The organism is Pseudarthrobacter sp. BRE9, from assembly GCF_031844305.1.
In the GTDB taxonomy this organism is placed as follows: domain Bacteria; phylum Actinomycetota; class Actinomycetes; order Actinomycetales; family Micrococcaceae; genus Arthrobacter.
In genome coordinates this window covers 147074-171282 of sequence record NZ_JAUZUY010000002.1, presented here as the reverse complement: position 1 = coordinate 171282, position 24209 = coordinate 147074, and the positions used below count along the sequence as shown (strand labels likewise).

General features: G+C 63.8%; 24 protein-coding genes and 1 tRNA gene. 15 read left to right on the top strand and 10 right to left on the bottom strand.

What is annotated here, in order from left to right; all coding sequences use genetic code 11:
* Window positions 1-2: 2 nt before the first annotated feature.
* Window positions 3-97 (bottom strand) — tRNA-Sec (locus Q9R31_RS05670).
* 43 nt (window positions 98-140) lie between these two features.
* On the opposite strand from Q9R31_RS05670, the gene selD reads away from it, so the two are divergent.
* Window positions 141-1166: a selenide, water dikinase SelD gene (selD, locus tag Q9R31_RS05665; protein ID WP_311261776.1), complete on the top strand. Its 1026-nt coding sequence runs from the start codon at window positions 141-143 to the stop codon at window positions 1164-1166.
* Between the two features lie 15 nt (window positions 1167-1181).
* Here the strand turns inward: selD and nrfD are convergent, their stop codons facing one another.
* The 4 genes from nrfD to Q9R31_RS05645 all read right to left on the bottom strand — a co-directional run bounded on the left by nrfD (window position 1182) and on the right by Q9R31_RS05645 (window position 7302).
* A complete protein-coding gene (gene nrfD, locus Q9R31_RS05660; RefSeq protein ID WP_311261775.1) occupies window positions 1182-2273 on the bottom strand; it encodes an NrfD/PsrC family molybdoenzyme membrane anchor subunit in 1092 nt (363 codons plus the stop codon).
* On the bottom strand, window positions 2270-3277 hold the full coding sequence (locus tag Q9R31_RS05655) for a 4Fe-4S dicluster domain-containing protein (protein WP_311261774.1): 1008 nt from the start codon (window positions 3275-3277) through the stop codon (window positions 2270-2272). The genes nrfD and Q9R31_RS05655 overlap by 4 nt, the downstream gene beginning before the upstream one ends.
* A complete protein-coding gene (gene fdh, locus Q9R31_RS05650) occupies window positions 3278-6604 on the bottom strand; it encodes a formate dehydrogenase (protein ID WP_311261773.1) in 3327 nt (1108 codons plus the stop codon).
* Between the two features lie 434 nt (window positions 6605-7038).
* Window positions 7039-7302: a hypothetical protein gene (locus tag Q9R31_RS05645; protein WP_311261772.1), complete on the bottom strand. Its 264-nt coding sequence runs from the start codon at window positions 7300-7302 to the stop codon at window positions 7039-7041.
* Between the two features lie 200 nt (window positions 7303-7502).
* On the opposite strand from Q9R31_RS05645, the gene Q9R31_RS05640 reads away from it, so the two are divergent.
* The 7 genes from Q9R31_RS05640 to Q9R31_RS05610 all read left to right on the top strand — a co-directional run bounded on the left by Q9R31_RS05640 (window position 7503) and on the right by Q9R31_RS05610 (window position 14023).
* On the top strand, window positions 7503-8042 hold the full coding sequence (locus tag Q9R31_RS05640; RefSeq protein WP_311261771.1) for a hypothetical protein: 540 nt from the start codon (window positions 7503-7505) through the stop codon (window positions 8040-8042).
* A gap of 492 nt (window positions 8043-8534) precedes the next feature.
* On the top strand, window positions 8535-9533 hold the full coding sequence (locus Q9R31_RS05635) for an NADP-dependent oxidoreductase (RefSeq protein WP_311261770.1): 999 nt from the start codon (window positions 8535-8537) through the stop codon (window positions 9531-9533).
* Between the two features lie 49 nt (window positions 9534-9582).
* Complete coding sequence (locus Q9R31_RS05630) at window positions 9583-10449, top strand: alpha/beta hydrolase (protein ID WP_311261769.1); 867 nt, start codon at window positions 9583-9585, stop codon at window positions 10447-10449.
* Between the two features lie 65 nt (window positions 10450-10514).
* Complete coding sequence (locus tag Q9R31_RS05625; protein ID WP_311261768.1) at window positions 10515-11120, top strand: TetR/AcrR family transcriptional regulator; 606 nt, start codon at window positions 10515-10517, stop codon at window positions 11118-11120.
* Between the two features lie 166 nt (window positions 11121-11286).
* Window positions 11287-12339, top strand: coding sequence for a biotin synthase BioB (gene bioB, locus Q9R31_RS05620; RefSeq protein WP_311261767.1), 1053 nt, complete (start codon window positions 11287-11289; stop codon window positions 12337-12339).
* 301 nt (window positions 12340-12640) lie between these two features.
* Window positions 12641-12868 (top strand): nuclear transport factor 2 family protein, encoded by a 228-nt coding sequence (locus Q9R31_RS05615; RefSeq protein WP_311262190.1) that lies wholly within the window; start codon window positions 12641-12643, stop codon window positions 12866-12868.
* Window positions 12869-12982: 114 nt separating this feature from the next.
* Window positions 12983-14023 (top strand): AAA family ATPase, encoded by a 1041-nt coding sequence (locus Q9R31_RS05610; RefSeq protein WP_311261766.1) that lies wholly within the window; start codon window positions 12983-12985, stop codon window positions 14021-14023.
* Between the two features lie 29 nt (window positions 14024-14052).
* Here Q9R31_RS05610 and Q9R31_RS05605 read toward each other — a convergent pair whose 3' ends face one another.
* The 4 genes from Q9R31_RS05605 to Q9R31_RS05590 all read right to left on the bottom strand — a co-directional run bounded on the left by Q9R31_RS05605 (window position 14053) and on the right by Q9R31_RS05590 (window position 17567).
* The gene (locus tag Q9R31_RS05605) at window positions 14053-14781 is read right to left on the bottom strand and encodes a PspA/IM30 family protein (RefSeq protein ID WP_311261765.1); all 729 of its coding nucleotides are present in this window, start codon (window positions 14779-14781) and stop codon (window positions 14053-14055) included.
* A 96-nt stretch (window positions 14782-14877) separates the two neighbouring features.
* The gene (locus Q9R31_RS05600; protein ID WP_311261764.1) at window positions 14878-15477 is read right to left on the bottom strand and encodes an AAA family ATPase; all 600 of its coding nucleotides are present in this window, start codon (window positions 15475-15477) and stop codon (window positions 14878-14880) included.
* Between the two features lie 76 nt (window positions 15478-15553).
* Window positions 15554-16852 carry an MFS transporter gene (locus tag Q9R31_RS05595; RefSeq protein ID WP_311261763.1) on the bottom strand — a complete coding sequence of 433 codons (1299 nt, stop codon included), beginning with the start codon at window positions 16850-16852 and terminating at the stop codon, window positions 15554-15556.
* A 67-nt stretch (window positions 16853-16919) separates the two neighbouring features.
* Window positions 16920-17567 (bottom strand): hypothetical protein, encoded by a 648-nt coding sequence (locus Q9R31_RS05590; RefSeq protein ID WP_311261762.1) that lies wholly within the window; start codon window positions 17565-17567, stop codon window positions 16920-16922.
* A gap of 92 nt (window positions 17568-17659) precedes the next feature.
* Between Q9R31_RS05590 and Q9R31_RS05585 the strand changes: the two genes are divergently transcribed.
* On the top strand, window positions 17660-18472 hold the full coding sequence (locus Q9R31_RS05585; protein ID WP_311261761.1) for a DeoR/GlpR family DNA-binding transcription regulator: 813 nt from the start codon (window positions 17660-17662) through the stop codon (window positions 18470-18472).
* On the opposite strand, the gene Q9R31_RS05580 is transcribed toward Q9R31_RS05585, so the two are convergent.
* Window positions 18469-19362 carry a helix-turn-helix transcriptional regulator gene (locus Q9R31_RS05580; protein WP_311261760.1) on the bottom strand — a complete coding sequence of 298 codons (894 nt, stop codon included), beginning with the start codon at window positions 19360-19362 and terminating at the stop codon, window positions 18469-18471. The two genes, Q9R31_RS05585 and Q9R31_RS05580, sit on opposite strands and share 4 nt — an antisense overlap.
* Window positions 19363-19515: 153 nt before the next feature.
* Here Q9R31_RS05580 and Q9R31_RS05575 point away from each other — a divergent pair, with 153 nt between their 5' ends.
* From Q9R31_RS05575 to Q9R31_RS05550, 6 genes are all read left to right on the top strand, one after another.
* Window positions 19516-19644, top strand: coding sequence for a hypothetical protein (locus Q9R31_RS05575; RefSeq protein WP_311261759.1), 129 nt, complete (start codon window positions 19516-19518; stop codon window positions 19642-19644).
* Window positions 19645-19709: 65 nt separating this feature from the next.
* On the top strand, window positions 19710-20531 hold the full coding sequence (locus Q9R31_RS05570) for an SDR family oxidoreductase (RefSeq protein WP_311261758.1): 822 nt from the start codon (window positions 19710-19712) through the stop codon (window positions 20529-20531).
* A 78-nt stretch (window positions 20532-20609) separates the two neighbouring features.
* Entirely contained in the window at window positions 20610-20852 is a 243-nt protein-coding gene (locus Q9R31_RS05565; protein WP_311261757.1) for a hypothetical protein, read from the top strand.
* Window positions 20849-21481: an MBL fold metallo-hydrolase gene (locus Q9R31_RS05560; RefSeq protein WP_311261756.1), complete on the top strand. Its 633-nt coding sequence runs from the start codon at window positions 20849-20851 to the stop codon at window positions 21479-21481. The genes Q9R31_RS05565 and Q9R31_RS05560 overlap by 4 nt, the downstream gene beginning before the upstream one ends.
* A 373-nt stretch (window positions 21482-21854) precedes the next feature.
* On the top strand, window positions 21855-23003 hold the full coding sequence (locus Q9R31_RS05555) for a glutathione-independent formaldehyde dehydrogenase (RefSeq protein WP_311261755.1): 1149 nt from the start codon (window positions 21855-21857) through the stop codon (window positions 23001-23003).
* Between the two features lie 57 nt (window positions 23004-23060).
* Window positions 23061-24209 (top strand): zinc-dependent alcohol dehydrogenase, encoded by a 1149-nt coding sequence (locus Q9R31_RS05550; RefSeq protein ID WP_311261754.1) that lies wholly within the window; start codon window positions 23061-23063, stop codon window positions 24207-24209.

Here is a 24209-nt window from a genome sequence, read left to right as displayed (position 1 = left end):
GTTGGCGGTGGCGGACGGGAATCGAACCCGCCAGGCCGAGATACTCAGCCGCACCGGTTTTGAAGACCGGGGGGCCCACCAGGACCCAGACGCCACCGCGCCTCAATATAGCAGGTCGTCTGTGGGGGTACGCTAAGCGGGTGAATCAGGCTCAGACGTCAGTCCAGCAACTCGATGATGCCCCCGCCAGCGCAGTCCGGCTCACCGACTATGCCCACGGCGGAGGCTGTGCCTGCAAAATTCCGCCCGGCGAGCTCGAAGATGCGGTCCGCGGCCTCATCGGCCAACAGGGGGCGGAGGTGCTGGTTGGTCTTGACAGCGGCGACGACGCGGCGGCCGTCCTGGTGCGCGACGATCTGGCGGTCCTTACGACCGCCGACTTCTTCACTCCCGTCGTCAACGATGCGTTTGACTGGGGCCGCATAGCTGCCGCCAATGCCCTCTCGGATATTTACGCGATGGGCGGCCGGCCGGTGACGGCGATCAACCTCGTGGGCTGGCCCCGTGGAGTTTTGCCGCTGGAGTTGATGACTGAGGTCCTCCGCGGCGGCCTGAGCGTCGCGTCACAAGCCGGGTGTCCGGTGCTCGGTGGGCACTCTATCGACGATCCGGAACCAAAGTACGGGATGGCCGTCACCGGGGTGGCCCACCCCGACCGCCTGCTGCGCAACGACGCCGCCCGCCCCGGTTTGCCGATTACTCTCACCAAGCCAATCGGCGTCGGACTTCTCAACAACCGGCACAAGCAGACGGGTGAGGTGTTCGCTGAAGCGGTGGAGACGATGGCGGGGCTCAATCGGGACGCAGCCGAGACCGCGGTGGCCGCCGGCGTGCGGGCAGCGACAGACGTGACGGGTTTTGGCCTGCTTGGACACCTGTACAAGATGGTCCGCGCCTCGAATGTGGGCGCAGTGATCGATCGATCAGCGGTACCGCTGATCGAGGGGGCGCGGGAGGCGCTGCGGGATGGCTTCGTCTCCGGCGGGACCCGGCGCAACCTCGATTGGGTGCGGCCGCACCTGGGGTCTGGTCCCGGCGTCACCGAGGACGATCTGCTGGTTCTGGCCGATGCCCAGACCTCCGGCGGCCTGCTGGTGGTCGGCGAGCTGCCGGGTCATCCCGTGATCGGCCACACCACCGCGGGGCAAGGCATCGAGGTGCGCTGAAGCCGGCCCGCCCGATCAGCTGCCGGTAGTGATCGCGTCGCCGGTAACACCGGCGGCACGGCGGGCCGCCAGCCGGTTCTTCTGCGGTTCGATTGTGTACCGGGGATCCCTGGCAGAGGCGAGCCCCGCTTCGAACACACCGAAGCGGGTCAGGGCCGATGCGGCCAGCAATGCCAGTCCCGAAGCCGCCGCCACCACGCGGTAACGTCCGCCAAGCAGTGTCCCCAAGCCGCCGGCTACCGCCAGCCGCTCGCTCCACTTCAGCATGGCGCCAGCCTTGCCCTGGTGCAGGGGCTCGGCTGCTACCGGATCCATCCGGCGCTCCATCACCTTCATGGCGGCCACGTCACCCAGAACGCCGAGCACGGCGAGTTTCCGGGCGGGACCCGTCTCGCGCACGGGTGTGGTGACCATGGCGAGCCCGGCAGAAGCGAGGCAGGCCGAACTCACAAAAACGAACGGCAGTTCCTCGTGGGCAGCGTTCCACGTGGGCGTGGCAGTGTCGCCAAGCAGGACCGCGGTGTAGGCCGCCAGCGGTCCTGCGAAGAGTGCAGCCTCAAAGCCAGCCGGACCCTCGACGGCTTGCAGGACATTCCGCAACGGACCCAGCGGAAGCCGGCGCCCGCTCATCCGGTCGATTTCCGCCACAGCCGTGACGGCTGTGCCGGCGCTGAAAGCGCTGAGAATCCATGAACCCACACTCATGGGCGAGGTCACCTTGAAGGTCCGCAACATGTGCAGGAAACGCTCCGGCCTCCCCAGGTCCTTCACCAAGGCAACGGCACCGGCACTCACTGCCGTCAAGGCGCTCAAGCGGGCATTGCGGCACAGAGTCGGCCGTCCGGTCAGCTGTCCGCCGAGGCCAAGGAGGGCCGAACCTGCCGCCACGCCACCCAGGAAGAGGTAGATGGCGACGTCATCGCCCCATGGAGCAGGCTTCACTACCGGACGTCCATAGTAAGAAGTGAACTCCGGCTCCGGCACCATCGGCATTTCCCGGGAGCCGTCACTGTTGTCGCGTCGGCGCCCCATACCGCGTTTACCGCCCTGCCGGCTGCGGCGGGCAGGCTCGGATGGCCGGAAGCTGTCAAACTCTGAAAGGGTCACGCACGTCCTCCCAGGAAAGCCAGTGCAGCTGCTGCGGCCATGCCCGCTACCGCCATTCCGGCCCGCCGGTACATCCGGGGCAGATCCGCCGTGGGCACCCGCGGATCCGGCGGGAGTCCGTACACCTCAGGTTCGTCGAGCAGCAGGAAGACCGATCCGGTACCCCCAACGCCGTCGTGTTCGTTCGCGCCGTAAAGCCTTGCTTCGGTAAGGCCTTGCGCATGCAGGTCGGCCACCCGTTCCCGGGCCGCCTCCACCATGTCGTCATGGTCCCCGAACTTGATCGACGTCGTCGGGCAGGCCTTGGCGCACGCGGGCGTCTCGTCGGCCACCAGCCTGTCGTAGCACAACGTGCACTTCTGGGCGATGCCCACGTTGGGGACGGCGGGATGCTTGGCGTGCTGTTCGTCCCTGCTGCTGGCGACCTTGACCGTGCCATTGCTGCGGCGTTCGATCACACCGAAGGGGCATCCGGCCACGCACGTGCCGCAGCCGTTGCAGACGTCGTCCTGTACTACTACCGTGCCGAATTCGGTGCGGAACAGCGCGCCCGTGGGGCAGACGTCCAGGCAGCCGGCGTGCGTGCAATGCTTGCAGACGTCAGAGGACATAAGCCACCGGAAGTCTGCCGTGTCCGGCGGCGTGGTATCCGCGTCCGCCAAGTCCGTCACAGCAGGCGCCGCCTGGGGAGGACCTATACGCGGCATGCCCAGGTTGACCAGGGCACGGCCTGATTCCCGCGCCTCAACAATGCGTTCCTGGCCCTGTTCGATGAAGGCGACATGCCGCCAGGTGCTGGCGCCCAGGGCGCCGGTGTTGTCGTAGGAGGACCCGAGCAGTTCCAGGTTTCCGTCCTGCGGGTTGTGGTTCCACTCCTTGCAGGCAACTTCGCAGGCCTTGCAGCCGATGCAGATCGAAGTGTCAGTAAAGAACCCCTTGCGCGGATGGTTGTGCTCCCAGTGTGCATCGGCGGTAGGGTCCGTCGGTCCGGACAGCTGGCCCATCTAGTCCTCCCTTGTGGGATCGGTATCCGGAGCGGGTGTGATGCCTTCCGCTGCCGGATCGGTGACGGCGCGGTTCCCGGTCTCGACGGTCACCCCGGCCCGTTCCTGGTACTCGGCAACCAAGGCAAGCAGTTCCTCCCCGCGGGGCCGGCGGCCCGGCCGGATGTCGCAGGAGGCCACCTTGGATTCCTGGATCTGTACGTTGGGATCCAGCGTCACACCCAGCAGATCGTTGGCCGCGTCACCGCTGACGACGGCATTGCTGCCGACGCCCCAGTGGTAGGGCAGGCCGATTTGATGCACGGTGTGGCCGCCGACGGCCAGGGGCCTCATCCGGTCAGTGACAAGTACTTTCGCCTCGATTGCCGAACGGGGCGAGATGATGGTGGCCCACCCGTAGGGCTCCAGTCCGCGCTCAGCGGCCAGTTCGGGCGAGACCTCGCAGAACATCTCCGGTTGCAGCTCTGACAGATACGGCAGCCAACGGCTCATTCCGCCCGCTGTATGGTGCTCGGTGAGGCGGTAGGTGGTGAAGACGTACGGGTACACATCGGCGCCCGGAGTTCCGGCGCTCGGCGCACTAAGGTTATCGGCGCGGGGGAACACCAGCCGCGCCGGGCTCTGCTGTTGCGGGTACAGCGCGTTGGCCACCGGCGATTCCTGAGCCTCGTAATGGGTTGGCAAGGGCCCGTCCATGAGTCCCTTCGGGGCGAATAGCCAGCCCTTGCCGTCCGCCTGCATGATGAAGGGATCATCACCGCTGAGGGCGGCTGCACCACCAACGGAGGGGTCCGGCTGGCTGCCCGGTGCCCGGTCCAGCGGGAAGTCGGGCACGTCGTCCCCGATCCATTTACCCTGCTCCTGGTCCCACCAGATGTACTTCTTCCGTTCGCTCCACGGTTTACCCGCGGGGTCGGCCGACGCCCGGTTGTAGAGGATCCGGCGGTTGGCCGGCCATGCCCAGCCCCATTCCGGAGCCGCCGGCCCCTGCTCCTGGCCCGGCTTGCGGTTTGCAGCATGGTTGAAGCCGTCAGCGTACACGCCGGTGTAGATCCAGCAGCCGGCAGACGTGGAACCGTCAGCGCGGAGTTCGGTGTAGGCGGAGAGGGGTTTTCCGGCCTCCGGACCATCCAGGTGACGGCCATTGATCTCGGCAAGCACCGCCTCCGCATCCGGATCGCCGTGTTCGTCCACCGGATAGTCCCACGTCAGGTCGAGCAGCGGACGGTCGCGCTCGTCCTCTGAACCAGCCAGCTTCTCCCGGATCCGCTGGCCCAATTCGAAGAAGAACTGCAGTTCGCTTTGGCACTCCCCTGGCGGTGCCACGGCTTGGTGGCGCCACTGCAGCAGCCGCTGGGTCTGTGTGAACGAGCCGGCTTTCTCCACGTGGGTTGCTGCCGGCAGGAAGAACACCTCGGTCTCGATGTCCTCGGTGCGCAGTTCGCCGGATTCGATCTCCGGACCGTCTTTCCACCAGGTTGCCGACTCGACGAGATTCAGGTCGCGCACCACGAGCCACTTCAAATGCGACATGCCCAGCCGTTGCATGCGGCCGTGGGCCGAGCCCACTGCAGGGTTTTGTCCGAGCAGGAAGTAGCCCTCCACTTCGTCCTCGAGCATGCCCATGACCGTCTCGTAGGTACCGTGGGCTCCGGTGAGCCTGGGCAGGTAGTCGTAGGCCCAATCGTTGTCCTCGTTCGCGGCGTCGCCCCACCAGGCCTTGAGCAGGCTGATGGTGTAGGCGTCGGCATCAGCCCAGTAGCCCTTCTGCTGTTTCGACCCGACAGCTTCCAGGTATTCGCCAAGGCTGTCATGGCGGCCGGCACTGGGCATCGGCAGGTATCCGGGCAGCAGGTTGAACAGGGTGGGGATGTCGGTGGACCCCTGGATACTGGCGTGACCGCGCAGGGCCATGATTCCGCCGCCCGGGCGTCCCACATTACCCAGCAGAAGCTGCAGGATGGCTGCGGCGCGGATGAACTGGGCTCCCAGGGAGTGCTGGGTCCAACCGACCGCGTAGGCGAAACAGGTGGTCCGGTCGCGTCCCGAGTTTTCCGTGATAGCGCGAGCCAGGTACTCGAAGTCAGAGACGTCGATACCGCACATGTCCCTGACCATCTCCGCGGTGTAGCGGGCGTAGTGCCGCTTTACGATCTGGAAGACCGTCCGGGGGTCCTGCAGGGTATCGTCACGCTGCACTTCGGCGTGCTCCAAGGGCGGCCCGCCGCTGCCGAACGCATGACCAGCGGCACGGGCCGTGGCATCCGCGCCGTGTTCCGAGCCGGGCCCGGGGTCATCAATAGTGCCGTCCCCTTGTTCCGCGTAAGACCACGACGACGTGTCGTACGCCCGCTTCTCCGGATCGAAGCCGGAGAACAGGCCGCCCAGGTCCTCGGCATCGCGGTAGTCCTCATGAACCAGCGTCGCGGCATTCGTGTACGCGCTGACGTACTCCTTGAACCAGAGCTCGTTCGTGATGACGTAATTAATGAGCGCGCCCAGCAGCACAACGTCAGAGCCCGCCCGGATCGGAATGTGCTTATCCGAAACCGCCGATGTCCGCGTGAACCGCGGATCCACGTGGATAACCTTCGCTCCGCGGGCCTTCGCCTCTGCCACCCACTGGTACCCCACAGGATGGCATTCGGCCATGTTCGAACCCTGGATGACAATGCAGTCGGCATTGGCCATGTCCTGCAGTGATTGCGTGGCACCACCGCGTCCAAACGAGGCTCCCAAACTGGGAACCGTAGCGGAGTGTCATATGCGGGCCTGGTTCTCGGTCTGCACCGCCCCTGCAGCCGTAAAGAGCTTCTTGATCAGGTAGTTTTCTTCGTTGTCCAGGGTGGCCCCGCCCAGCGAGGCTATGCCCATGGTCCGGCGCAGAAGCCTGCCTTGGTCGTCTTCCTGCTGCCAGGTCCTGCGCCGCGTCTCGATGAAGCGGTCCGCCACCATCTCGACAGCCGTGGCCAAGTCCAGGTGTTTCCATTCAGCGGAACGCGGGGCGCGGTAAAGCACTTTAGTCTGGCGGCCCGGTGAATTGACCAACTGCTCGCTGGCAGAGCCCTTGGGGCACAGCCGGCCGCGGGAAATGGGCGAATCGGGATCGCCCTCGATCTGGATTACTTTTTCGTCTTTGACGTAAACACGCTGGCCGCATCCCACAGCGCAGTACGGGCACACACTTTGCACGACGCGGTCCGCGGTGGCTGTGCGGGGGGCGATTGCCTGTGTCCGGGGCGAGGTAACTGATGGCCCGCGCCCCAGTAGATCGCCCGTGGTCAGCTGACGGACGACCGGCCATTGAAGAAAACTTCGCGGTGCCATTTCAGGAGCATATCCCACAGGACGTCGCCAGTGACAGAACAAAGTTGGGCGCGTCCTCCCCCGCAATGCGGTGCAGCAGCGGAGGCTTTACGAGACCTCTGGGCGAGGCGTAGCCGAAAGGGCGGCGAGGTCGCGGATCAGGCGCTGCACCTCATGTTCCCGCCTATTGGATCGTGAAGCCGGTTGTACTGCTGTGGGCCTTGCCAAGGGTTTCCTGGGCGGGGCGGGCACGGCGAATCCGCCCCTCGGCGGGACCGCAGTCTGTGCTTCCATGCCTGCCAGCGGATCGCTTGTGCTCATGCGCCCCCCTTTATCTGGTCACCCGGGAAGAGTCCCCCGGCCGTTCCTGTACGGACACTCTAGGAAGACCCGGGGTGCAGGCGGAAGGTATTACGTCCAGCGTAGGGACTTATTGTTTCAATCTTGAGCTTTGGCTATTCGAACAGCTCAACACGCGGTTCACCCTGGACGCCACCGCGTTCCATAGCGTCCCGCAGGTCGCTTCTGCCGAAGAACGCCCTGGCGCTTTCCATAGTGTCGAAGTGATGAATGACCAAGAGATTGTCCGGATCATCGACCATACGGTGTACAGATTCCTGGGTCACCCCGCCGTCTTTCTGCATGTCGCCTACGGAGTCATAGACTTTGCGCCAGGCGTCGTAGTCGGCGACACGGTGAAGGATATGGGCAATCGTCATGGTGCTTCTCCTTTGAAGCGTGCCGCACTGTTTATTTGAGCAGGTGCTTGGTGGAACGGCACCTTTGCTGTGACTGCGCATGCACAACCATCTGCGGCAGTCCGGGATTGGACCGTCACCGGCCGTGTTACTCCCGCCTGAGGCTCCTGTCAACGGCCGCACCCTTCCCTTTGGATCGCGGGGATGACCACCATGGAAAGGTGGGAACGACGGACAGGGAACCCGGACGCGCCCTTGCCCTGTGCCTGCTGGGTGCCCTTGGCGGAACCGCTGGATGCGCCTACCAATACAACGAGCCTGTGCGCAGCCCCACGACCGCCCCGGCAATAGTAACGGAGTCCCCTGTTCCGTACGTTGACCCGCTGGTCCTGGAGCGCGAGGTTCAGAATTACTCGGAGCTGGATCTGCTTCTTAAGGCTGCCCCTGGGCCGGTGCTCCTTTTTGAGGAAGGACCCCTCGATGGCCCGGTGAGGGGCTTTGGCACGATGGCAAAAGTGCCGGCGGCCGGGCAGTACACCGTCACCTCAGCCTGCGTCGGTGCTTCCGGAGCTACGGTCTCCATTGGACAGGAGCATCCCGGCGCCCCCTTTCAGCCGGTGGAGCTGGCGCTGGATTGCACCGAAGCCGCCTCCCGGATCATCCCATTTGAGCAGGGGTACGTTTTTGTGCATCTGGTGCTGCCCACCCCAGGCCCTTCGCCGTGGACAGGTGCAGTGGGCGGAGTACGTGTGACCGGCTGACGGGCTGCCCTCCACACGAGACCTTGTCCAGCTTCTACTGCCGGGAATAGAATCTGAGTACACTCAGTTATGAGTGGTGTCAGTATTAATGGCCCTCCTGGATCCCTTCAGGGAAAAGAATCCGCTGAATCTGCGCCGTCCGGCGTGCCTGGAGCTCATCAAAGAAGGTTTACGAAATGCCCTCACTCAAGGACGCAGTCGTGCTGGCTACCGGTGCAAACGGCAGCATCGGAACCTGCTTCGTCCACGATGCCCGGATCCCTCACTGGATCCGGCCGATTTCGTTCGCGCCGTCATGGATGCCGTCGAAGCCGGCGGGAACAAGGTTCCAGCCGGCGAAACCTCCGTGCAGCTCAAGGCGGGACTAAGCGCCACCATCAGGGCGATGTGTACCCACAGCTTGCCCACAGCAGGCCCTGAGACTGCCCGATACCGCTGCGGCAGCGGCAGCAACTACTCAATCAACACTGGACCCAAGAGGAGCATTAGGGCATGCGTGCATTCACTATCACCAAATACAAGGAGCCACTGCGCGAAGCGGATATCGCGGAACCCGTCGTCGGGGATGGGGATGTTCTGGTCCGTGTGGAGGCGGCGGGCTTGAACCAGTTGGATGACAAGATCCGGTTGGGCGGGTTCAAGCAGATCCTCCCCTACAAGCTCCCGCTGGTCCTCGGCCATGATCTCGCCGGTACCGTTATCCACACCGGGCCAAAGGTGCGGGATTACAAGCCCGGCGACCACGTCTACGCCCGCCCCGCCACGGACCGCATAGGCACCTTTGCCGAGCGTATCGCCGTCGCTGAGGAGGACCTGGCACTGAAACCCGAAACGGTCAGCATGGCGGAGGCCGGCTCACTGCCGCTCGTTGCGCTCACGGCGTGGCAGGCCCTCGTCGAGCGGGGCAACGTGCAGCCGGGGCAGAAGGTGCTCATTCACGCCGGAGCCGGCGGGGTGGGTTCGATCGCCATCCAGCTCGCCAAGTACCTTGGCGCCACCGTTGCAACCACTGCGAGCGGCGCCAACGCCGGCTTCGTCCGTGATCTCGGAGCGGACATCGTGATCGATTACCGCAACCAGGACTTCGAGCAGGTCCTCACGGGATACGACCTTGTGCTGGACAGCATCGGCGGAGAGAACCTGGAGAAGTCACTGCGCATCCTCAAACCTGGCGGCAAGGCGATCGGGATCTCCGGGCCGCCCGACCCGGCGTTTGCACGCAAAGCCGGCCTGAACCCCGTGCTGCGCCTGGCGGTTGCTGTGCTCAGCAGCAAGGTTCGGCGGCAGGCCAGGAAGCTCGGCGTCAGTTATGAGTTCCTTTTCATGCGTGCCAGTGGTGACCAGCTGCGCCGGATCAGCACTTTGGTGGACGACGGCGTGCTGCGCCCCGTGGTGGGCGAGGTTTTCGATTTCGACGACACCCCGCAGGCACTGGAGTCCCTCGCCACGGGCGGAATCCGCGGCAAAGCAGTGATCACCATCGCCGGCTGACCGCCGTCGACCATCCACCCTTTATCAGACCATCCAGGAGAAAACCGCCATGGACAATACCGGCACCCCCGACGACTCCGTCGTCACCTCGTACGCGAAAGCACCTGCCAAAACCATCACCGCGGATGGGAACACCTATGCCTACCGCGAGTTGGGACCAAAGGGAGGAATCCCCGTCGTTTTCTTCGTGCACCTCGCGGCGACGATGGACAACTGGGATCCACGCATCATCGACCCCATTGCCCGGAACCGCCACGTCATCACCTTCGACCACCCCGGTGTCGGCGCCTCCAGCGGACGCGTTCCCGACAGCATCGAGGCAATGGCCGACGACGCCTACAGCTTCATCACGGCGCTTGGCTTCAGCAAGATCGACATTTTCTCCTTCTCCATGGGCGGCATGATCGCGCAGGACCTGACCCTCAAGCATCCCCACCTTGTCCGCAGGCTAGTACTCGCGGGAACCGGCCCGCGCGGCGGCAAGGACATGGACAAGGTGGTCTTCACCACCTACTGGGACATCTTCCGCGCAACCCTTACACGCTCGGACCCGAAGGAGTTCCTGTTCTTCAACCGCAACGCCACCGGCAAAGCTGCGGCAAAGGCCTTCATCCAGCGGCTAAAGGAACGCACCGAGGACCGCGACAAGCCGATCAGCACCGGTGCATTCCAGACCCAGCTGAAGGCAATCCAGAAGTTTGGCCGTTCCGCGCCGTCCGACCTGTCCGTGCTTACGCACTCCACCCTTATCGCCAACGGCGACAACGACCGTATGGTGCCCTCCGTCCTCTCCGGGGACCTGCACCGGCGGATCAAAGGGTCCGAACTGATCATCTACCCCGACTCCGGCCATGGAGGCATCTTCCAACACCATGCTGCTTTCGCTCCGGCCGCCGTCGTATTCCTTCGGAACTGATCCAGGCGCACCGGTGCCCTTATACTCATGTCTGAGCCCACTCAGTTATTTGCCAAGGAGTCCTCATGCCTGCCGTTTCCCCACAGCCCACGCGGCGCGAGCGGAACAAGCAGCAAAAGCTGGACCGCATCACGGCCGCGGCCGGTGAGCTGTTCGCCGAGCATGGCGTTGACGATGTAACGACGCAGCAAATCGCCGACAAGGCCGATATCGGCACCGGAACCCTTTTCCTTTACGCGAAGACCAAGGGAGAGCTCCTTCTGCTGGTGCAGAATGCGCACTATGCCGAGGCGCTCAAGCGGGGCCGGGCTGATGCTGAAACCATTCCGGATGTACTGGATGCCGTAATGGCCATCCTGCAGCCGATCGTGGAGTGCAACCGGGTCCAGGTCGACAACGGGCGCACCTATCTGAAGGAGATGGTCTTCGGCGACCCGACGGAGCCACGCCACAGCGAAGCCCTGCACATAGTCGCTCAGACAGAGGAGGCCATCGCTGCCGTCCTTGCCCGCGGTGGAATGCTCAGCGCCGCTGATGCCGCCACCGCCGCGCACGTCATCTCGGCGATCATGTTCCTCGGCATGGCAGGGAGTGCTGATCCCGCTAGCCGCGTCGAGGACATTGTGCAGGACGTCCGGAGCCAGGTCCGCCTGCTTCTTCGTTCCCCTTGACGCAGGAAAGTCCTGTGCCTGTCCGTCTTGCGGATCAGGGACTTGATTCAAGGCGTTCCTGGGCCCATCCGCCGCATTCTTGTTGAATCCCTCCAAAATGGAGTCGTCAAACGGGAACTAGCGTCTGCTTTGAGGGATATTCCAAGTAGACGTGAAGGACCACATCATGGCGATACAGGCAAACCTTTCCAGCGCAGCGGGCCGCGGCACCAGCACCGGCGAAGGCTGCGAGATCCTTGAGACCGCGCGCCGGCAGGTTCTCGAGGACGGCGTCGGCCTGGACCAGGCCCAGCTCGAAGAGGTCCTGCGCCTTCCGGACGAGGCGCTTCCCGCGGCCTTGGAGTTGGCACACCAGGTCCGGCTCCGGCACTGCGGCGAGGACGTGGAAGTGGAAGGGATCATCTCCATCAAGACCGGCGGCTGCCCGGAGGACTGCCACTTCTGCAGCCAGTCCGGCCTCTTCGACTCCCCCGTGCGCGGCGTCTGGCTGGACATCCCGGAACTGGTCAAGGCCGCCAAGGAAACCGCCGCCACCGGAGCCACCGAGTTCTGCATTGTGGCAGCCGTCCGCGGCCCCGACATCAAGCTGATGAACCAGATCAAGTTCGCCATCGACCGCATCAATGCAGAGGTGGACATCAATATCGCCTGCTCCCTCGGCATGCTCACGCAGCGCCAGGTGGACCAGCTCAAGGACTGGGGTGTCCACCGCTACAACCACAACCTGGAAACAGCGCGAAGCTACTTTCCGCAGGTAGTCACCACCCACACCTATGCGGAACGGCTGGAGACCTGCACCATGGTCAAGGATGCCGGCATGGAACTGTGCTGCGGCGCCCTGATCGGGATGGGCGAAAGCCTGGAGCAGCGGGCTGAACTCGCGGCACAGCTCGCTGCCCTTGAACCCCACGAAGTCCCGCTCAACTTCCTCAACCCCCGCCCCGGAACTCCCTTGGAAAACCAGGGCATCATGGACGGCAAGGACGCCCTGCGCGCCATCGCCGCCTTCCGCCTGGCCATGCCCCGCACCGTCCTTCGATACGCCGGCGGGCGCGAACTCACCTTGGGCGACCTCGGTACCCGCGACGGCCTGCTCGGCGGCATCAACGCCGTCATCGTCGGCAATTACCTCACCACGCTGGGCCGCCCCGCCACCGCAGACCTGAACCTGCTGGTGGACCTCAACATGCCCATCAAGGAACTTCAGAAGACGCTGTGACGGAGGTTTCGACAAGGTCAACCACGGGGAACTTTTGCGGGCACTGCGGGGAGGCGTACGACGACGGTGATCGCCCGCCGTCGTACGCTCACCAACGCTGCCGCGACCGTCTGGCGATGGAGCCGCCGCGGTACTGTGCCGCCTGCCGGCGACGCATGAAAGTCCAGGTGACCCCGCTGGGGTGGACGGCCGAATGCTCCCGCCATGGCGTGCTCACGCCATGATCGGCCTGCTCCTCCTCACTGTCTCTAGCAGGCGGACGGCAGTTTCGATGATGGCCGTCGCGCGTCACGGACAGTAGCTGTTCATCGGTATCGCAAAGCAGTTCTCCAATTGCACGTCCTACCGCTTTGAGCTCCTGGCCTGCGACGTACTGGGCGACATGGCTTACACGGCTGGCCTTGAACACCCCTCCGTCCCGGTTGACGGTGAACCACGCACCTACATCCTGCGGGCCACGCAGATCTACCGCCGTGAAGACGGCCAATGGAAAGTCGCTCACCGGCACGGCGACACAGTGGCCGCCTAACAGCAGTGCCAAGTCAAGCGCGTACGCCCGATCCTCGAGTAGGTCATAGACAAGATTCCAGGCCGATGCGCCGCAGCCCACCGGTCAGATCGCATTGAGTACTACAGTGTATTCATGGCTCCCAGCCGCCATCCGCTCGACGACCTGCGTGAAACCATCGGCCACCTGGCCGATCAGCTCAAGCTGCCCGGTTCTGAGCGCGTCGACGACCTGGTCGGCGATCTCATTGGCGCGAGGCCCGGGCCGTCCCGACCGCTGTCCGAGGTGCAGGCCGAGCTGGACGCGCTGGTCGGACTGGAGACCGTGAAGGAACAGGTGCGGGCCCTCGTCGCACTGCTCCAGGTCCAGGCCCGCCGCAAGGCGCACGGCCTGCCGGAGGTGGCCACATCACAGCATCTGGTGTTCCTCGGAAACCCGGGCACGGGCAAGACCACCGTGGCGCGGCTCCTGGCCGAGATGTACCGCGCGGTCGGTCTGCTGCAGAAAGGCCACCTGGTCGAGGTCGACCGTTCGGGCCTGGTGGGGCAGTACGTCGGCGCGACCGCCATCAAGACGGACCGGGTGATACGGCGTGCGCTGGACGGCGTCCTCTTCATCGACGAGGCGTACGCGCTGGCGCCGGAGGACGGCCGGACGGACTTCGGCCCCGAGGCGATCGAGGTCCTGCTCAAGCGGATGGAGGACCACCGCCACCGCCTTGTCGTGATCGTGGCCGGGTACCCGCGGCTGATGGAAGCCTTCCTGCTCTCGAACCCCGGGCTGCGCTCCCGGTTCGCCCGCGAGATTACGTTCCCCGACTACTCCGTCGACGCACTCCAGACGATCTTCCACCAGATGCTGGCCCAGCACGAGTACATGCTGGAGCCGGGTGCGGACCAGATGCTGCGCCGCATCTTCATCGGACTCCACGCGGGCGAGGACTCCGGCAACGCACGGTTCGCCCGCACGCTGTTCGAACAGGCGCTCAACCGCCAGGCGCTGCGGCTGTCGCGCGACGAGGAACAAAGTCTTGACGCGCTTGATCGTGAGGCCGTCATGACGCTCACCGCGGACGACATCGTGGAGGCCGCGCTGGCCTTGGGCGAGGAGCCCGAGCCAGAGCCGGAACCGACGGCGGAACCGGAGCAGCCACGCTGGTGGCGTTGGCTGGTCTGACCGGATCCGCGGCGGCTGCCAGGGCCCTCCTAGTAGTCGATGGACTTTCGATCGATGGACTTGAGAGCAGCGAGGCGTGCTTCCACTTCGGTCTGCTCTCCGAGGTCTTCCAAGGAGGCGAACTGGGCCTCCAGTGATGAGGCGGCGAGTTCCTGCTGGCCGCGCACGGTCGCCTCCTGCCGGCGGATGTTCTCCTCGTACCGGCCGATGGCAGAGGTGGGATCGCCGGCGTCGAGGGACTTGAGCGCGTCATGGACCTGGGACTGCGCGGCCGCGACGCGGGAGCGGTTGACCAGCTCGTTGCGTTTGGCGGTCAGCTCATGCAGCTTGCCCTTCATCTGGTCCAGGCCCTGCTTGAGCTTGTCGACGACCTGGTTCTGCGCTGCCAGGTTCGGTTCCTGGGCCTTCGCGGTGGATTCGGCGGTCATCTGCCGGCCGATGGCGACCCTGGCGAGGGCATCGAACTTGTCGGCGTCCACGCTGTTCCCGGCGGCCCGGAACTCGTCAGCTTTGCGGGACGCTGCGATGGCCTTGTTCCCCCAGGTGTTGGCGTCGTTCACGGCGCGGGCGTGGTCGTCCTCGGCCATCCGGAGGTTGCCGATTGTCTGCGCGACGGCGGACTCGGCTTCACGGATGTTCTCCGAGTAGTCCCGGACCATCTGGTCCAGCATCTTCTGCGGGTCTTCGGCGGAATCCAAAAGGGCGTTCAGGTTGGCCTTCGCCAACTGGGCAACGCGGGCGAAAATACTCTGCTTCACGGGGTCTTTCTATCGGCGGTGGAATTCACATTTTATGTGCAGGGCAGCGCCGAGACCAGTATCGGCGATGCTGTGCCGAGCCAGAACCGGTGCCCCTCAGCGGGCAAACGAGGCTTTCTGTCGTGGCAGTTCTGCTTCAAAAGCGGTGAGGTCGGTTTCTGAGGCGGTGTTGTCGAAGTCGATGTGTATTGCGCCTTGCCAGTGGCAGGAGTTTGCCTGGGCTCCGGCCCAGAAGGTCTCCCAGTTTGCGAGTTTCCATTCGTCCCGTGGGTAGCCGCGGGAGATGAGGCGTTCCCGGAGGGCCTCTCCGGCCAGTTTGACGTGGACGACTATTAGTTCGGCCTCTGGCCATTTGTGGTGTGCGCGTATTTTGGTGAGGTAGTTGTTGTCGGAGAAGTATTTTCCGAACGGTGCGTCCAGGACCACGGAGTTGCCGGCCTGCAGATTGTCCCTGGTCAGGTCAAGGATTGTGGCGTATTCCAGGGGCATGATGGTTGTTTGGTAGAACTCGTTGTTGTCGCGTTCGTTGGGGTCGGAGCCGTTGAGTTTTAGCAGCAGCTCGGTGAATCCGGTCGCGGCGGTGTCCTTGTCGATGTATGCGGCCCGGAATCGTTGGGCGATCCGCTGGCTGACGCTGGACTTTCCGGAACCGGCGGGGCCGATCACGATGAAGACTTTGGGAATGGTGGTGATCAACTGCCTGTTCTCCCTTGAACTCGGGTTGCCGTGGCGGGTGCCCGGTGGCACCCGCCACGGCGGTGGGTGATTTCCGTTAGGCCGATGCGGTCATGCGGCGGTCTTTGACGAAGATGCCGTAGGAAAGGGCTCCGATGATCAACAGGATGCCACCGATGAGGAACACCATGGTGTAGTTGCCGCCGGTCTCGGTCAGGATGAATCCGGTCACGATGGGTGCGACGGCGGCGCCGAGGAACCCGCCGAAGTTCTGGATCGCTCCGAGGGATGCTACCTGGTTCGGTTCGGCCACGTCGGAGGCGAGCGTCCAGAGGACGCCGATGGGAACCTGTGCTGCGAAGTAGCCAACGGAGAGCAGGACGATAGCCAGGGCGGTGTTCTCCACGTAGGCGACCGGAAGGACGGCCGCGGCTGCGAGCAGCGCGCCGCCGACGATGGGGATTTTACGGGCGGTGATGGTGGGCACGCCTCGTTTGATCAGCCTCCCCGAGAGAATGCCGCCGGTCAGGACGCCGATGATGCCGCAGAGGAAGGGCAGGCCGGCAAGCCAGCCGATCTGGCTCAGGCTGAAGCCGCGGGCGGTCTGGAGGTAACTCGGCAGCCAGGTGAGGTACACCCAGACGGTGTAGAAGATGCCGAAGGCGCCAAGGACCATGAACCAGGTGTTTTTGTGCTTGAAGAGCTCGCCCCAGCCGGCCTGCTTCTCCTTGGGCTTCTGCTCATCCTCAAGCTGTTCTCCCTTGATCAGGAACTGTTCCTTGAGTGTGGGGTCGCGGTAGATCCGGAGCCAGACAAGTGCGATGACGATTCCCAGGGCGCCGATGACGAGGAACATACCGCGCCAGCTCATGGTGAGCATGAGGAACGTCAGCAGTGGGGGTGCGATGGCGTTGGCGATCTGGGAGCCGGTGTTAACAATTGATACGGGAAGGGCCCGCTCGGTCTTGTTGAACCATTTGTCGGCGACTTTCAGCCCGGAGGTGAAGAACGGGGATTCCGCGATGCCCAAGGCTACACGGGCGGCGTACAGGAAGCCGAAGGAGTTGGCCAGCGACGAGAGCATCGACACGATGGACCACAGCCCTGCCGCCCAGGCGAACATGCGCTTCGGTCCGAACCTGTCCACCAGGTAACCGGCGGGAAGATTGGCGATGGCGTAGGGCCAGGAGAAGGCCGAGAGCAGCAGGCCCATCTGCAGGGCGTTCAGGCCGAATTCCTTGGCGATGGTGGTGTTGGCGATGCTGAGGTTGTTGCGGTCCAAATAGTTGATGATTCCGCCGATGACGAGAAGGGCGATCAGGTACCACCTGATCTTCACGCTCTTCCGTGAGGCATCCACCTCAGGGGCGTTGGTTTCTGCTGAGGCCTGGCTCATGCAGCTCACTCCTTTGTGTTCTGATTCCGACGGTCGCTGTCGGTTCTGGTCTGGGTAAGTCCGGGTATTAGCCGCGGGCGGCGTTGATGGCGTCGAGGAACGTCCGGGCGGCCTTGGTTACGAGTTCGTAGTCTCCGTTGCCTTGCGCGGCTTTGGTAACGAAACTGCCGACGCCGACGGCGGTGACGCCGGCTGCAAACCATGCGCTGACGTTTTCCGGGGTTACTCCCCCGGAGGGCATGATCGGCGCCTGCGGAAGAGGCGCCAGGATCGTCTTCACATACCCCGGCCCTCCAAGCTCGGCGGGGAACAACTTCACGATGTCCGCCCCCGCCTCTAGAGTGTTCACGACCTCGGTTGGGGTGAACGCCCCACTGGCAGTGACCGCCTGGTACCTGTTTCCCGTAGCGATCATCCTGGGATTGAGCTGGGGGCTGACCAGCAGACGTGCACCGGCGGAAATTGCAGCGAAGGCCGCCTCGGCGTCAAGGACAGTGCCGGCACCAATGACGATTCCCTGCTCGCCGTACTTGTCGGTCAACCGCCCGATGACGCCAAGTGCTCCCGGGACGGTAAGCGGAACTTCCACCGCACGGATACCGCCCTCGATCGCAGCTTCGGCCACCCGGTAGGCCTCGTCAGCGGAATCCAGCCTCGCGATCAGCAGGGCGCCGGACGTGACGAGAGTTTCGAGTACTTCAAACTTGGTTAACATGATTTAAGATCCTATCCCAAATTTTCACATATAGGAACAGTGCGTGAAAATTTGTTAAGGTTGTAGTGCCCGCCTAGCGAAGGAGCCCGTGCGTGAATCCGACAGCCAGACCGCTCATCCCCGAGCAGCGCCACCAGGAAATCCTGCGGCTCCTGCGGCGCGAAGGAGTCCTGAGCATCCGCAGCCTCACCGACTACATGAATGTCTCCCACATGACCGTCCGGCGGGACATCACAACCTTGGAGGACTCGGGGCAGGTCGTCTCAGTACAGGGTGGAGTTCGCCTGGCGGAGTGGACCGGACAGGCCCCTCCCCGCGAGCGGGAGTTCAGGGCGCAGCTTGAGCTGCCCCGCAAGCAGGCCATCGCCGAGCTTGCCGCCGGATTCGTCGAAGACGACATGGTGGTATTCCTTGACGCCGGGACCACCTGCCAGTCGGTGGTGCCTTATCTGAGCGCGCGTAAGAACCTCACGGTGGTCACGAATGACTTTTATGTTGTCACCAGCCTTTTCACGCATCCCCACATCGAGGCCATCCACACCGGCGGGGTGGTTGACCCGTCCAGCGCATCCAGCTCAGGGCGCATCGCAGCCCAGGCGGTAAAGGGCATTACTATCGATCTGTTCTTCCTCAGCACCGGAACCTGGAGCATGTCCCGCGGTGTCACCACACCGTCGATGGACAAAGTGGAGGTGAAGCTCGCGGCCCTCGAGGCGTCATCGTCGTGCTTCCTCCTGGCGGACAGCACGAAGTTCGGCACCGCCTCGAAGTTCCGCGTCACCCCGATCGAAAAGTTGGACGCCGTCGTCACCGACGATCAGCTGCCCCCCGAAATGCAGGAGAACATCCGCGAGCTCGGTGTTGCGGTCCATGTCGCAGGGCTTCAAAAGCCGGCCCTTTCCTAGGCATGGCGGGCGGGGATGTCCGTCGCGTTGGCGCCGGCCTCTCTGCGGACTGTGGCCGACCACGTCGCCAATAGGTTGAGTGCGTCGTGCCCAGGCGTGCCAGGCGCGGCGCTGTAGGCGATAAGCGTGAGGCCATCGTCCCCTGGAAGTTGCATTGCCTGGAAGGTCAGTTCGAAGTCGCCCACCACGGGGTGGTGGAAGGGCTTTGTCCCGGAGCGGTGAAGCCGGACGTTCTGGGCGGCCCACATGGTCCTGAAGTCCTTACTGTGGGTGGAGAGTTCCCCAATGAGGTCGGTGAGGTCGCGGTTGCGGGGGTCGCGTGCGGCTTCCTGCCGGAGGATCGCGACGACGTCCTGCGCCGTTGATTCCCAGTCCGCCACCTGTCCGGGAGACACGGGATCGAGGAAAACGAAGCGGGCAAAGTTCTGCGGCTGTTCAACCTCATCGCCGTTGGGATGGTACAGCGCTTTGGCAAGGTCGTTCATGGCAAGGACGTCGAGCCGGCCGTTCTGGACAAAGGCCGGTATGCCCGTCATGCCGTCCAGGAGGTGCTGGATGCTGGGGCTAAGTTTCTGCGGACCGCGTCTGCGCTGCCTGGGGCGTTTTTGGTTTGCGGCGCGGGCGAGGTCGAAGAGGTAGGTACGTTCGGCGTCGTCGAGTTTGAGGGCGCGGGCGAGGGATTCGAGGATGCTGTCGGAAACGCCGGTGAGGTTCCCGCGTTCGAGGCGGTTGTAGTAGTCGATGCTCATCCCGGCGAGCATGGCGAGTTCCTCACGGCGCAGGCCGGGCACGCGGCGCAATCCACCGTAGACCGTCAGCCCGGCCATGTCCGGGGTGATCCGGGCACGTCGTAATTTGAGGAATTCACGGACTTCGCTGTTGTTCGTCACGTTTCCACGCTACGCGCCACCAGATGCCCGGTGGGAGGTACTGGCATTACATGGAACACCAGCCACTACCTCGGCAACAGGGGCAACGGTTGACTTGTTGATGAAGGGACGCGAAAGCGCCTCAACGTCCAACACTTCTACGGAGAACCCTGCATGGCAGACACGCTTGCCGCCCACCCCGCGGACGTCACCAGGAGGCGCTGGACCGCGTTGGTCTTCATCTCGATCGCCCAACTGATGGTGACATGGAAAGCCCAACACTCCCGGGCACGCACGTATTAGTCGAAGCACCAATCCAGCTCATCAGCCCACCACAGACAGTCACAACAAGTAGAGGAAAACACACCATGGCACAAGAAGTAGCAGTCATCATCGGCTCAGGCAGCATCGGAGTAGCGATCGGCCGTGTCGCCGGAATCGGCCGACGCGTCCTGCTCGCCGACTACAGCGAGGAAACCATGAACGCCGTCGCCGGCCAGCTGCGCGGCGAAGGCTACGACGTCACCACCCACCAGGTCGACATCTCAGACCACGACGCCGTCGCAGCCTTGGCCGACACCTCCGCATCCGCCGGAGACATCACCCGCGTGGTCATCGCGGCCGGTGTGTCCCCTGTCCAGGCGACCACCGAACGGGTCCTGCACGTTGATCTTCTCGGCACGGCGTACGTCCTGGAAGAATTCGGCCGGGTCATCGCCCAAGGTGGTTCCGGCGTCGTCATTTTCAGCATGGCCGGCCACATGGGAGAAGGCTACCCGCGCGACATCGAACACGCACTGGCCTACACCCCCACGGCCGAGCTGCTGGACCTGCCGTTCCTCGCGGCCGACAAGGTGGGCAACTCAGGCGCCGCCTACACCCTGGCAAAACGCGGCAACGCCCTCCGCGTCCAGGCAGCAGCCACCACCTGGGGCGCGCGCGGGGCCCGCATCAACTCCCTCAGCCCGGGCATCATTTCCACGCCCCTGGCCCAGGACGAGATGTCCGGGCCCTTCGCCGAAGGCTACCGGAACATGATCCGCACCTCAGCGGCCGGCCGCATGGGCACCCCGGCGGAAGTGGCAGCCATTGCCGGGTTCCTCCTCGGACCCGAAGGTGCCTTCATTACCGGCTCAGACCTCCTCATGGACGGCGGCGTCATCGCAGCAATGCGCGCCGGCCAGCTCTGAGAACAGACAGTACTTCCTTGCCCATGATGCCAAAGGTAAGGACGCCTCTACCTGGTGCCGCCAGAACAGAAATTGACCATGACAAAAGAAGCACTCACCATCCTCTTTGTGGGAGCCACCGGCAGCGCCGGGCACGTCACCAGTAACGGCCGCATGGAAGTGGGGCTGGCCCAGGCCTGCATCAGGGACCTGGCGCGGAATGCTCGACGAAGGCGTCGCCGGATGGGATTCTGGACCAGGGCAGCAGGCGGGACTCGGCTCGTCGGTCTGTTGCTCCCGGAGACGTCAAGGCCACCATCTGGAACCGAGGTAAAGAAGTGAATTTCACCGCTGCAATCCCTGTAACCGCCGTTCGCGTGGCCGAGCTGCTTCCCGAAGGCGAGCCGATGCCCGTCTACGTGCACATCATTGACCACCCCGAAGCGCGTGTACTGGTGGACACGGGCATGACGCAGCTTCATCCAGCGGTCGCCGACATGGATCCCCGGCTTTACCTATTGACGGAACAGGACTTCGACCTCCAAAGTGTCGACATCGTCGTAAACACCCACCTGCACTTCGATCACTGCGGAGGCAACCACCTCTTCGCGGGCAAGCCCATCTACGTCCAGCGTCAGGAACTCGACGACGCGCGCAACCAGAATGACTACACCATCCCTGAATGGGTGGACCCGCCCGGGATGCACTACATTCCCGTCGACGGCGAGTTGGAACTGCTTCCCGGGCTGCGACTCCTTTTAACGCCAGGCCACACCCGGGGCTCACAAGTCGTTGTCATCGACGGAACTGAAGGCCCGACGATCATCGCTGGAGACACCGCAGTTTGGTTCGACGAACTCGACAACCCCCGCACGGAGGGCCAGAAACTCGTGCGTTCCCTAAACCCCGCCATGGTTTGGCTCACGCACAAACACAATCCATGGACTCCAGAAACCAAAGCCTCCCACTGAGCCACCATGTCAATGCCGTCCGGGCGGGAGGACACACCCAATCCACATTCGGGGGAAGAATTCGGGGATATCCCCTCGACACCATTACTAAGTCTGCTTAGCATTAAGGCTCGATCAGTTTCTTTGCGTACAGACCGGCCAGCCGGGACCTCCCGGAACCAGCTGCCGGCCTGAAAACCTTTGGCCTCCCGAGCCCTTAGGCGGGTTCAGGGGCCACGATCCTTGTTCCCCCTTCCCACGCCAGCTCCAATACGCGTATCGGGTGACACTTCGCCCCCTTCCGGGCCGCCTCCTGCAGACCCTCTGCTTTGCTGCGCCCGGGATACCACTACTGGGCCAACGAACGGGATGGGATAAAAGAAAAGAGCGAAAAGTGAAGGCAGTAGTCTACAAAGGACCGAACGACGTCAGTGTGGAGGACGTACCGGACGCCAAAATCGAGCATCCTGCCGATGTGCTGGTGCGAATTACATCGGCCAATATCTGCGGTTCGGACCTGCACATGTACGAGGGCCGCACGAGCTTTGAACCCGGACGCACCTTCGGACACGAGAACCTGGGCGAGGTGGTCGAGACCGGCCCGGCAGTCAGCAAAGTAAAAGTGGGCGAACGTGTCGTGCTGCCGTTCAACGTCGCCTGCGGCTTCTGTAAAAACTGCGAGCGGGGCTTCACCAATTACTGCCTGACGATGCAGCCCGAACCCCAGCTCGCGGGCGCGGCGTACGGGTTCGCGGAGATGGGCCCGTACCAGGGTGGACAGGCTGAATACCTGCGCGTGCCGTACGGGGACTTCAACTGCCTGCGTCTCGGTGAGGACGCCGCTGAAAAGGAGCTCGATTACGTCATGCTCGCGGACATTTTCCCCACCGGCTGGCACGCGACAGAGCTGGCCGGGGTCTACCCGGGAGACTCCGTCGTCATTTACGGTGCAGGACCTGTGGGCCTGATGGCAGCCTACTCGGCCATTATCAAAGGCGCCGGCAAAGTCATGGTGGTGGACCGCCAAAGCGACCGCCTGAAGCTGGCCGATCAGATCGGCGCCATCCCCGTGGATGATTCGGAAGTGGACCCGGTCGAATTCGTCAAGGACCAGACCATGGGATTCGGGGCCGACAGGGGTTGCGAATGCGTCGGCTACCAGGCCCACGACCCGGGCGGAAACGAACAGCCCAACCAGACCCTTAACCGGCTCGTGGATTCCGTCCGCTTCGTCGGCGGCCTGGGCGTAGTGGGAGTGTTCCTGCCGCAGGATCCTGGAGCCCCGGACGAACTTGCCAAGCAGGGGCAGGTGGCCTTCGACTACGGCAACTACTGGTTCAAGGGACAGACGATGGGATCGGGCCAGTGCCCGGTCAAAAAATACAACCGGGCCCTGCGCGACCTCATCGCCGGCGGAAAGGCCAGCCCGTCCTTCATCGTCAGCCACGAGCTGCCACTGGATCAGGCCCCCGAGGGCTACAGGAACTTCGACAGCCGCGAAGACGGCTGGACCAAAGTCGTCCTCCACCCGGCCAACGCCTGAAAGCCAGGACAGGAGATTAGAAATGCCAGAACCAACTATTTTCCGGAGGCGGTACTGATGAGGTCAATGGTGTATCGCGGGCCGTACAAGGTGCGTGTGGAAGAAAAGGACATCCCGGTTATCGAGCATCCCAATGATGCGATCGTGCGGGTGACGAGGGCTGCAATTTGCGGCTCCGACCTGCACCTTTACCACGGCATGATGCCTGACACCCGGGTGGGCATGACCTTTGGACACGAATTCATCGGAGTGGTGCACGAGGTTGGCCCGTCGGTGCAGAACCTGGCCGTCGGGGACCGCGTGATGGTTCCTTTCAACGTGTACTGCGGCTCCTGCTACTTCTGTGCCCGCGGGCTGTACTCCAACTGCCACAACGTGAACCCGAACGCGACTGCCGTGGGCGGAATCTACGGCTACTCCCACACCTGCGGCGGGTACGACGGCGGCCAATCCGAGTACGTGCGCGTGCCGTTCGCCGACGTCGGGCCAGGCTTGATCCCTGACTGGATGGACGAAGAGGACGCCGTCCTGCTCACCGACGCGCTGCCCACCGGCTACTTCGGCGCCCAACTCGGCGACATCGTTCAAGGCGACACCGTGGTGGTGTTCGGCGCCGGACCGGTGGGCCTGTTTGCCGCCAAATCCGCCTGGCTGATGGGCGCAGGACGGGTGATCGTGATCGACCACCTGGAATACCGGCTCGAGAAGGCGCGTTCGTTCGCACACGCCGAAACGTACAACTTTGCGGAGTACGACGACATTGTGGTGCACCTGAAGAAAGAAACGGACTACCTGGGCGCCGACGTCGTCATCGATGCCGTGGGTGCCGAAGCGGACGGCAACTTCCTCCAACACGTCACTGCCGCGAAGCTGAAGCTGCAGGGCGGCTCCCCGATTGCCCTGAACTGGGCCATCGACTCCGTCCGCAAGGGCGGCACGGTGTCCGTGGTGGGCGCATACGGCCCGTTGTTCAGCGCAGTAAAGTTCGGCGATGCGATGAACAAAGGCCTGACGCTGCGGATGAACCAGTGCCCGGTGAAGCGGCAGTGGCCACGGTTGTTCGAACACATCCGGAACGGGTACCTCAAGCCCAGCGACATCGTCACCCACCGCATCCCGCTGGAGCACATCGCCGAGGGATACCACATGTTCTCCTCGAAGCTTGATAACTGCATCAAGCCCCTCGTCGTTCCCACGGCCGCCTAA

What these genes read in the sequence shown, in the direction of transcription:
- Q9R31_RS05655 (WP_311261774.1), bottom strand. Translation starts at nt 3,277, where the DNA reads ATGGGCCAGCTGTCCGGACCGACGGACCCTACCGCCGATGCACACTGG.
- Q9R31_RS05645 (WP_311261772.1), bottom strand. Translation starts at nt 7,302, where the DNA reads ATGACGATTGCCCATATCCTTCACCGTGTCGCCGACTACGACGCCTGG.
- Q9R31_RS05635 (WP_311261770.1), top strand. Translation starts at nt 8,535, where the DNA reads ATGCGTGCATTCACTATCACCAAATACAAGGAGCCACTGCGCGAAGCG.
- Q9R31_RS05630 (WP_311261769.1), top strand. Translation starts at nt 9,583, where the DNA reads ATGGACAATACCGGCACCCCCGACGACTCCGTCGTCACCTCGTACGCG.
- Q9R31_RS05625 (WP_311261768.1), top strand. Translation starts at nt 10,515, where the DNA reads ATGCCTGCCGTTTCCCCACAGCCCACGCGGCGCGAGCGGAACAAGCAG.
- bioB (WP_311261767.1), top strand. Translation starts at nt 11,287, where the DNA reads ATGGCGATACAGGCAAACCTTTCCAGCGCAGCGGGCCGCGGCACCAGC.
- Q9R31_RS05610 (WP_311261766.1), top strand. Translation starts at nt 12,983, where the DNA reads ATGGCTCCCAGCCGCCATCCGCTCGACGACCTGCGTGAAACCATCGGC.
- Q9R31_RS05595 (WP_311261763.1), bottom strand. Translation starts at nt 16,852, where the DNA reads ATGAGCCAGGCCTCAGCAGAAACCAACGCCCCTGAGGTGGATGCCTCA.
- Q9R31_RS05590 (WP_311261762.1), bottom strand. Translation starts at nt 17,567, where the DNA reads ATGTTAACCAAGTTTGAAGTACTCGAAACTCTCGTCACGTCCGGCGCC.
- Q9R31_RS05575 (WP_311261759.1), top strand. Translation starts at nt 19,516, where the DNA reads ATGGCAGACACGCTTGCCGCCCACCCCGCGGACGTCACCAGGAGGCGC.
- Q9R31_RS05570 (WP_311261758.1), top strand. Translation starts at nt 19,710, where the DNA reads ATGGCACAAGAAGTAGCAGTCATCATCGGCTCAGGCAGCATCGGAGTA.
- Q9R31_RS05565 (WP_311261757.1), top strand. Translation starts at nt 20,610, where the DNA reads ATGACAAAAGAAGCACTCACCATCCTCTTTGTGGGAGCCACCGGCAGC.
- Q9R31_RS05550 (WP_311261754.1), top strand. Translation starts at nt 23,061, where the DNA reads ATGAGGTCAATGGTGTATCGCGGGCCGTACAAGGTGCGTGTGGAAGAA.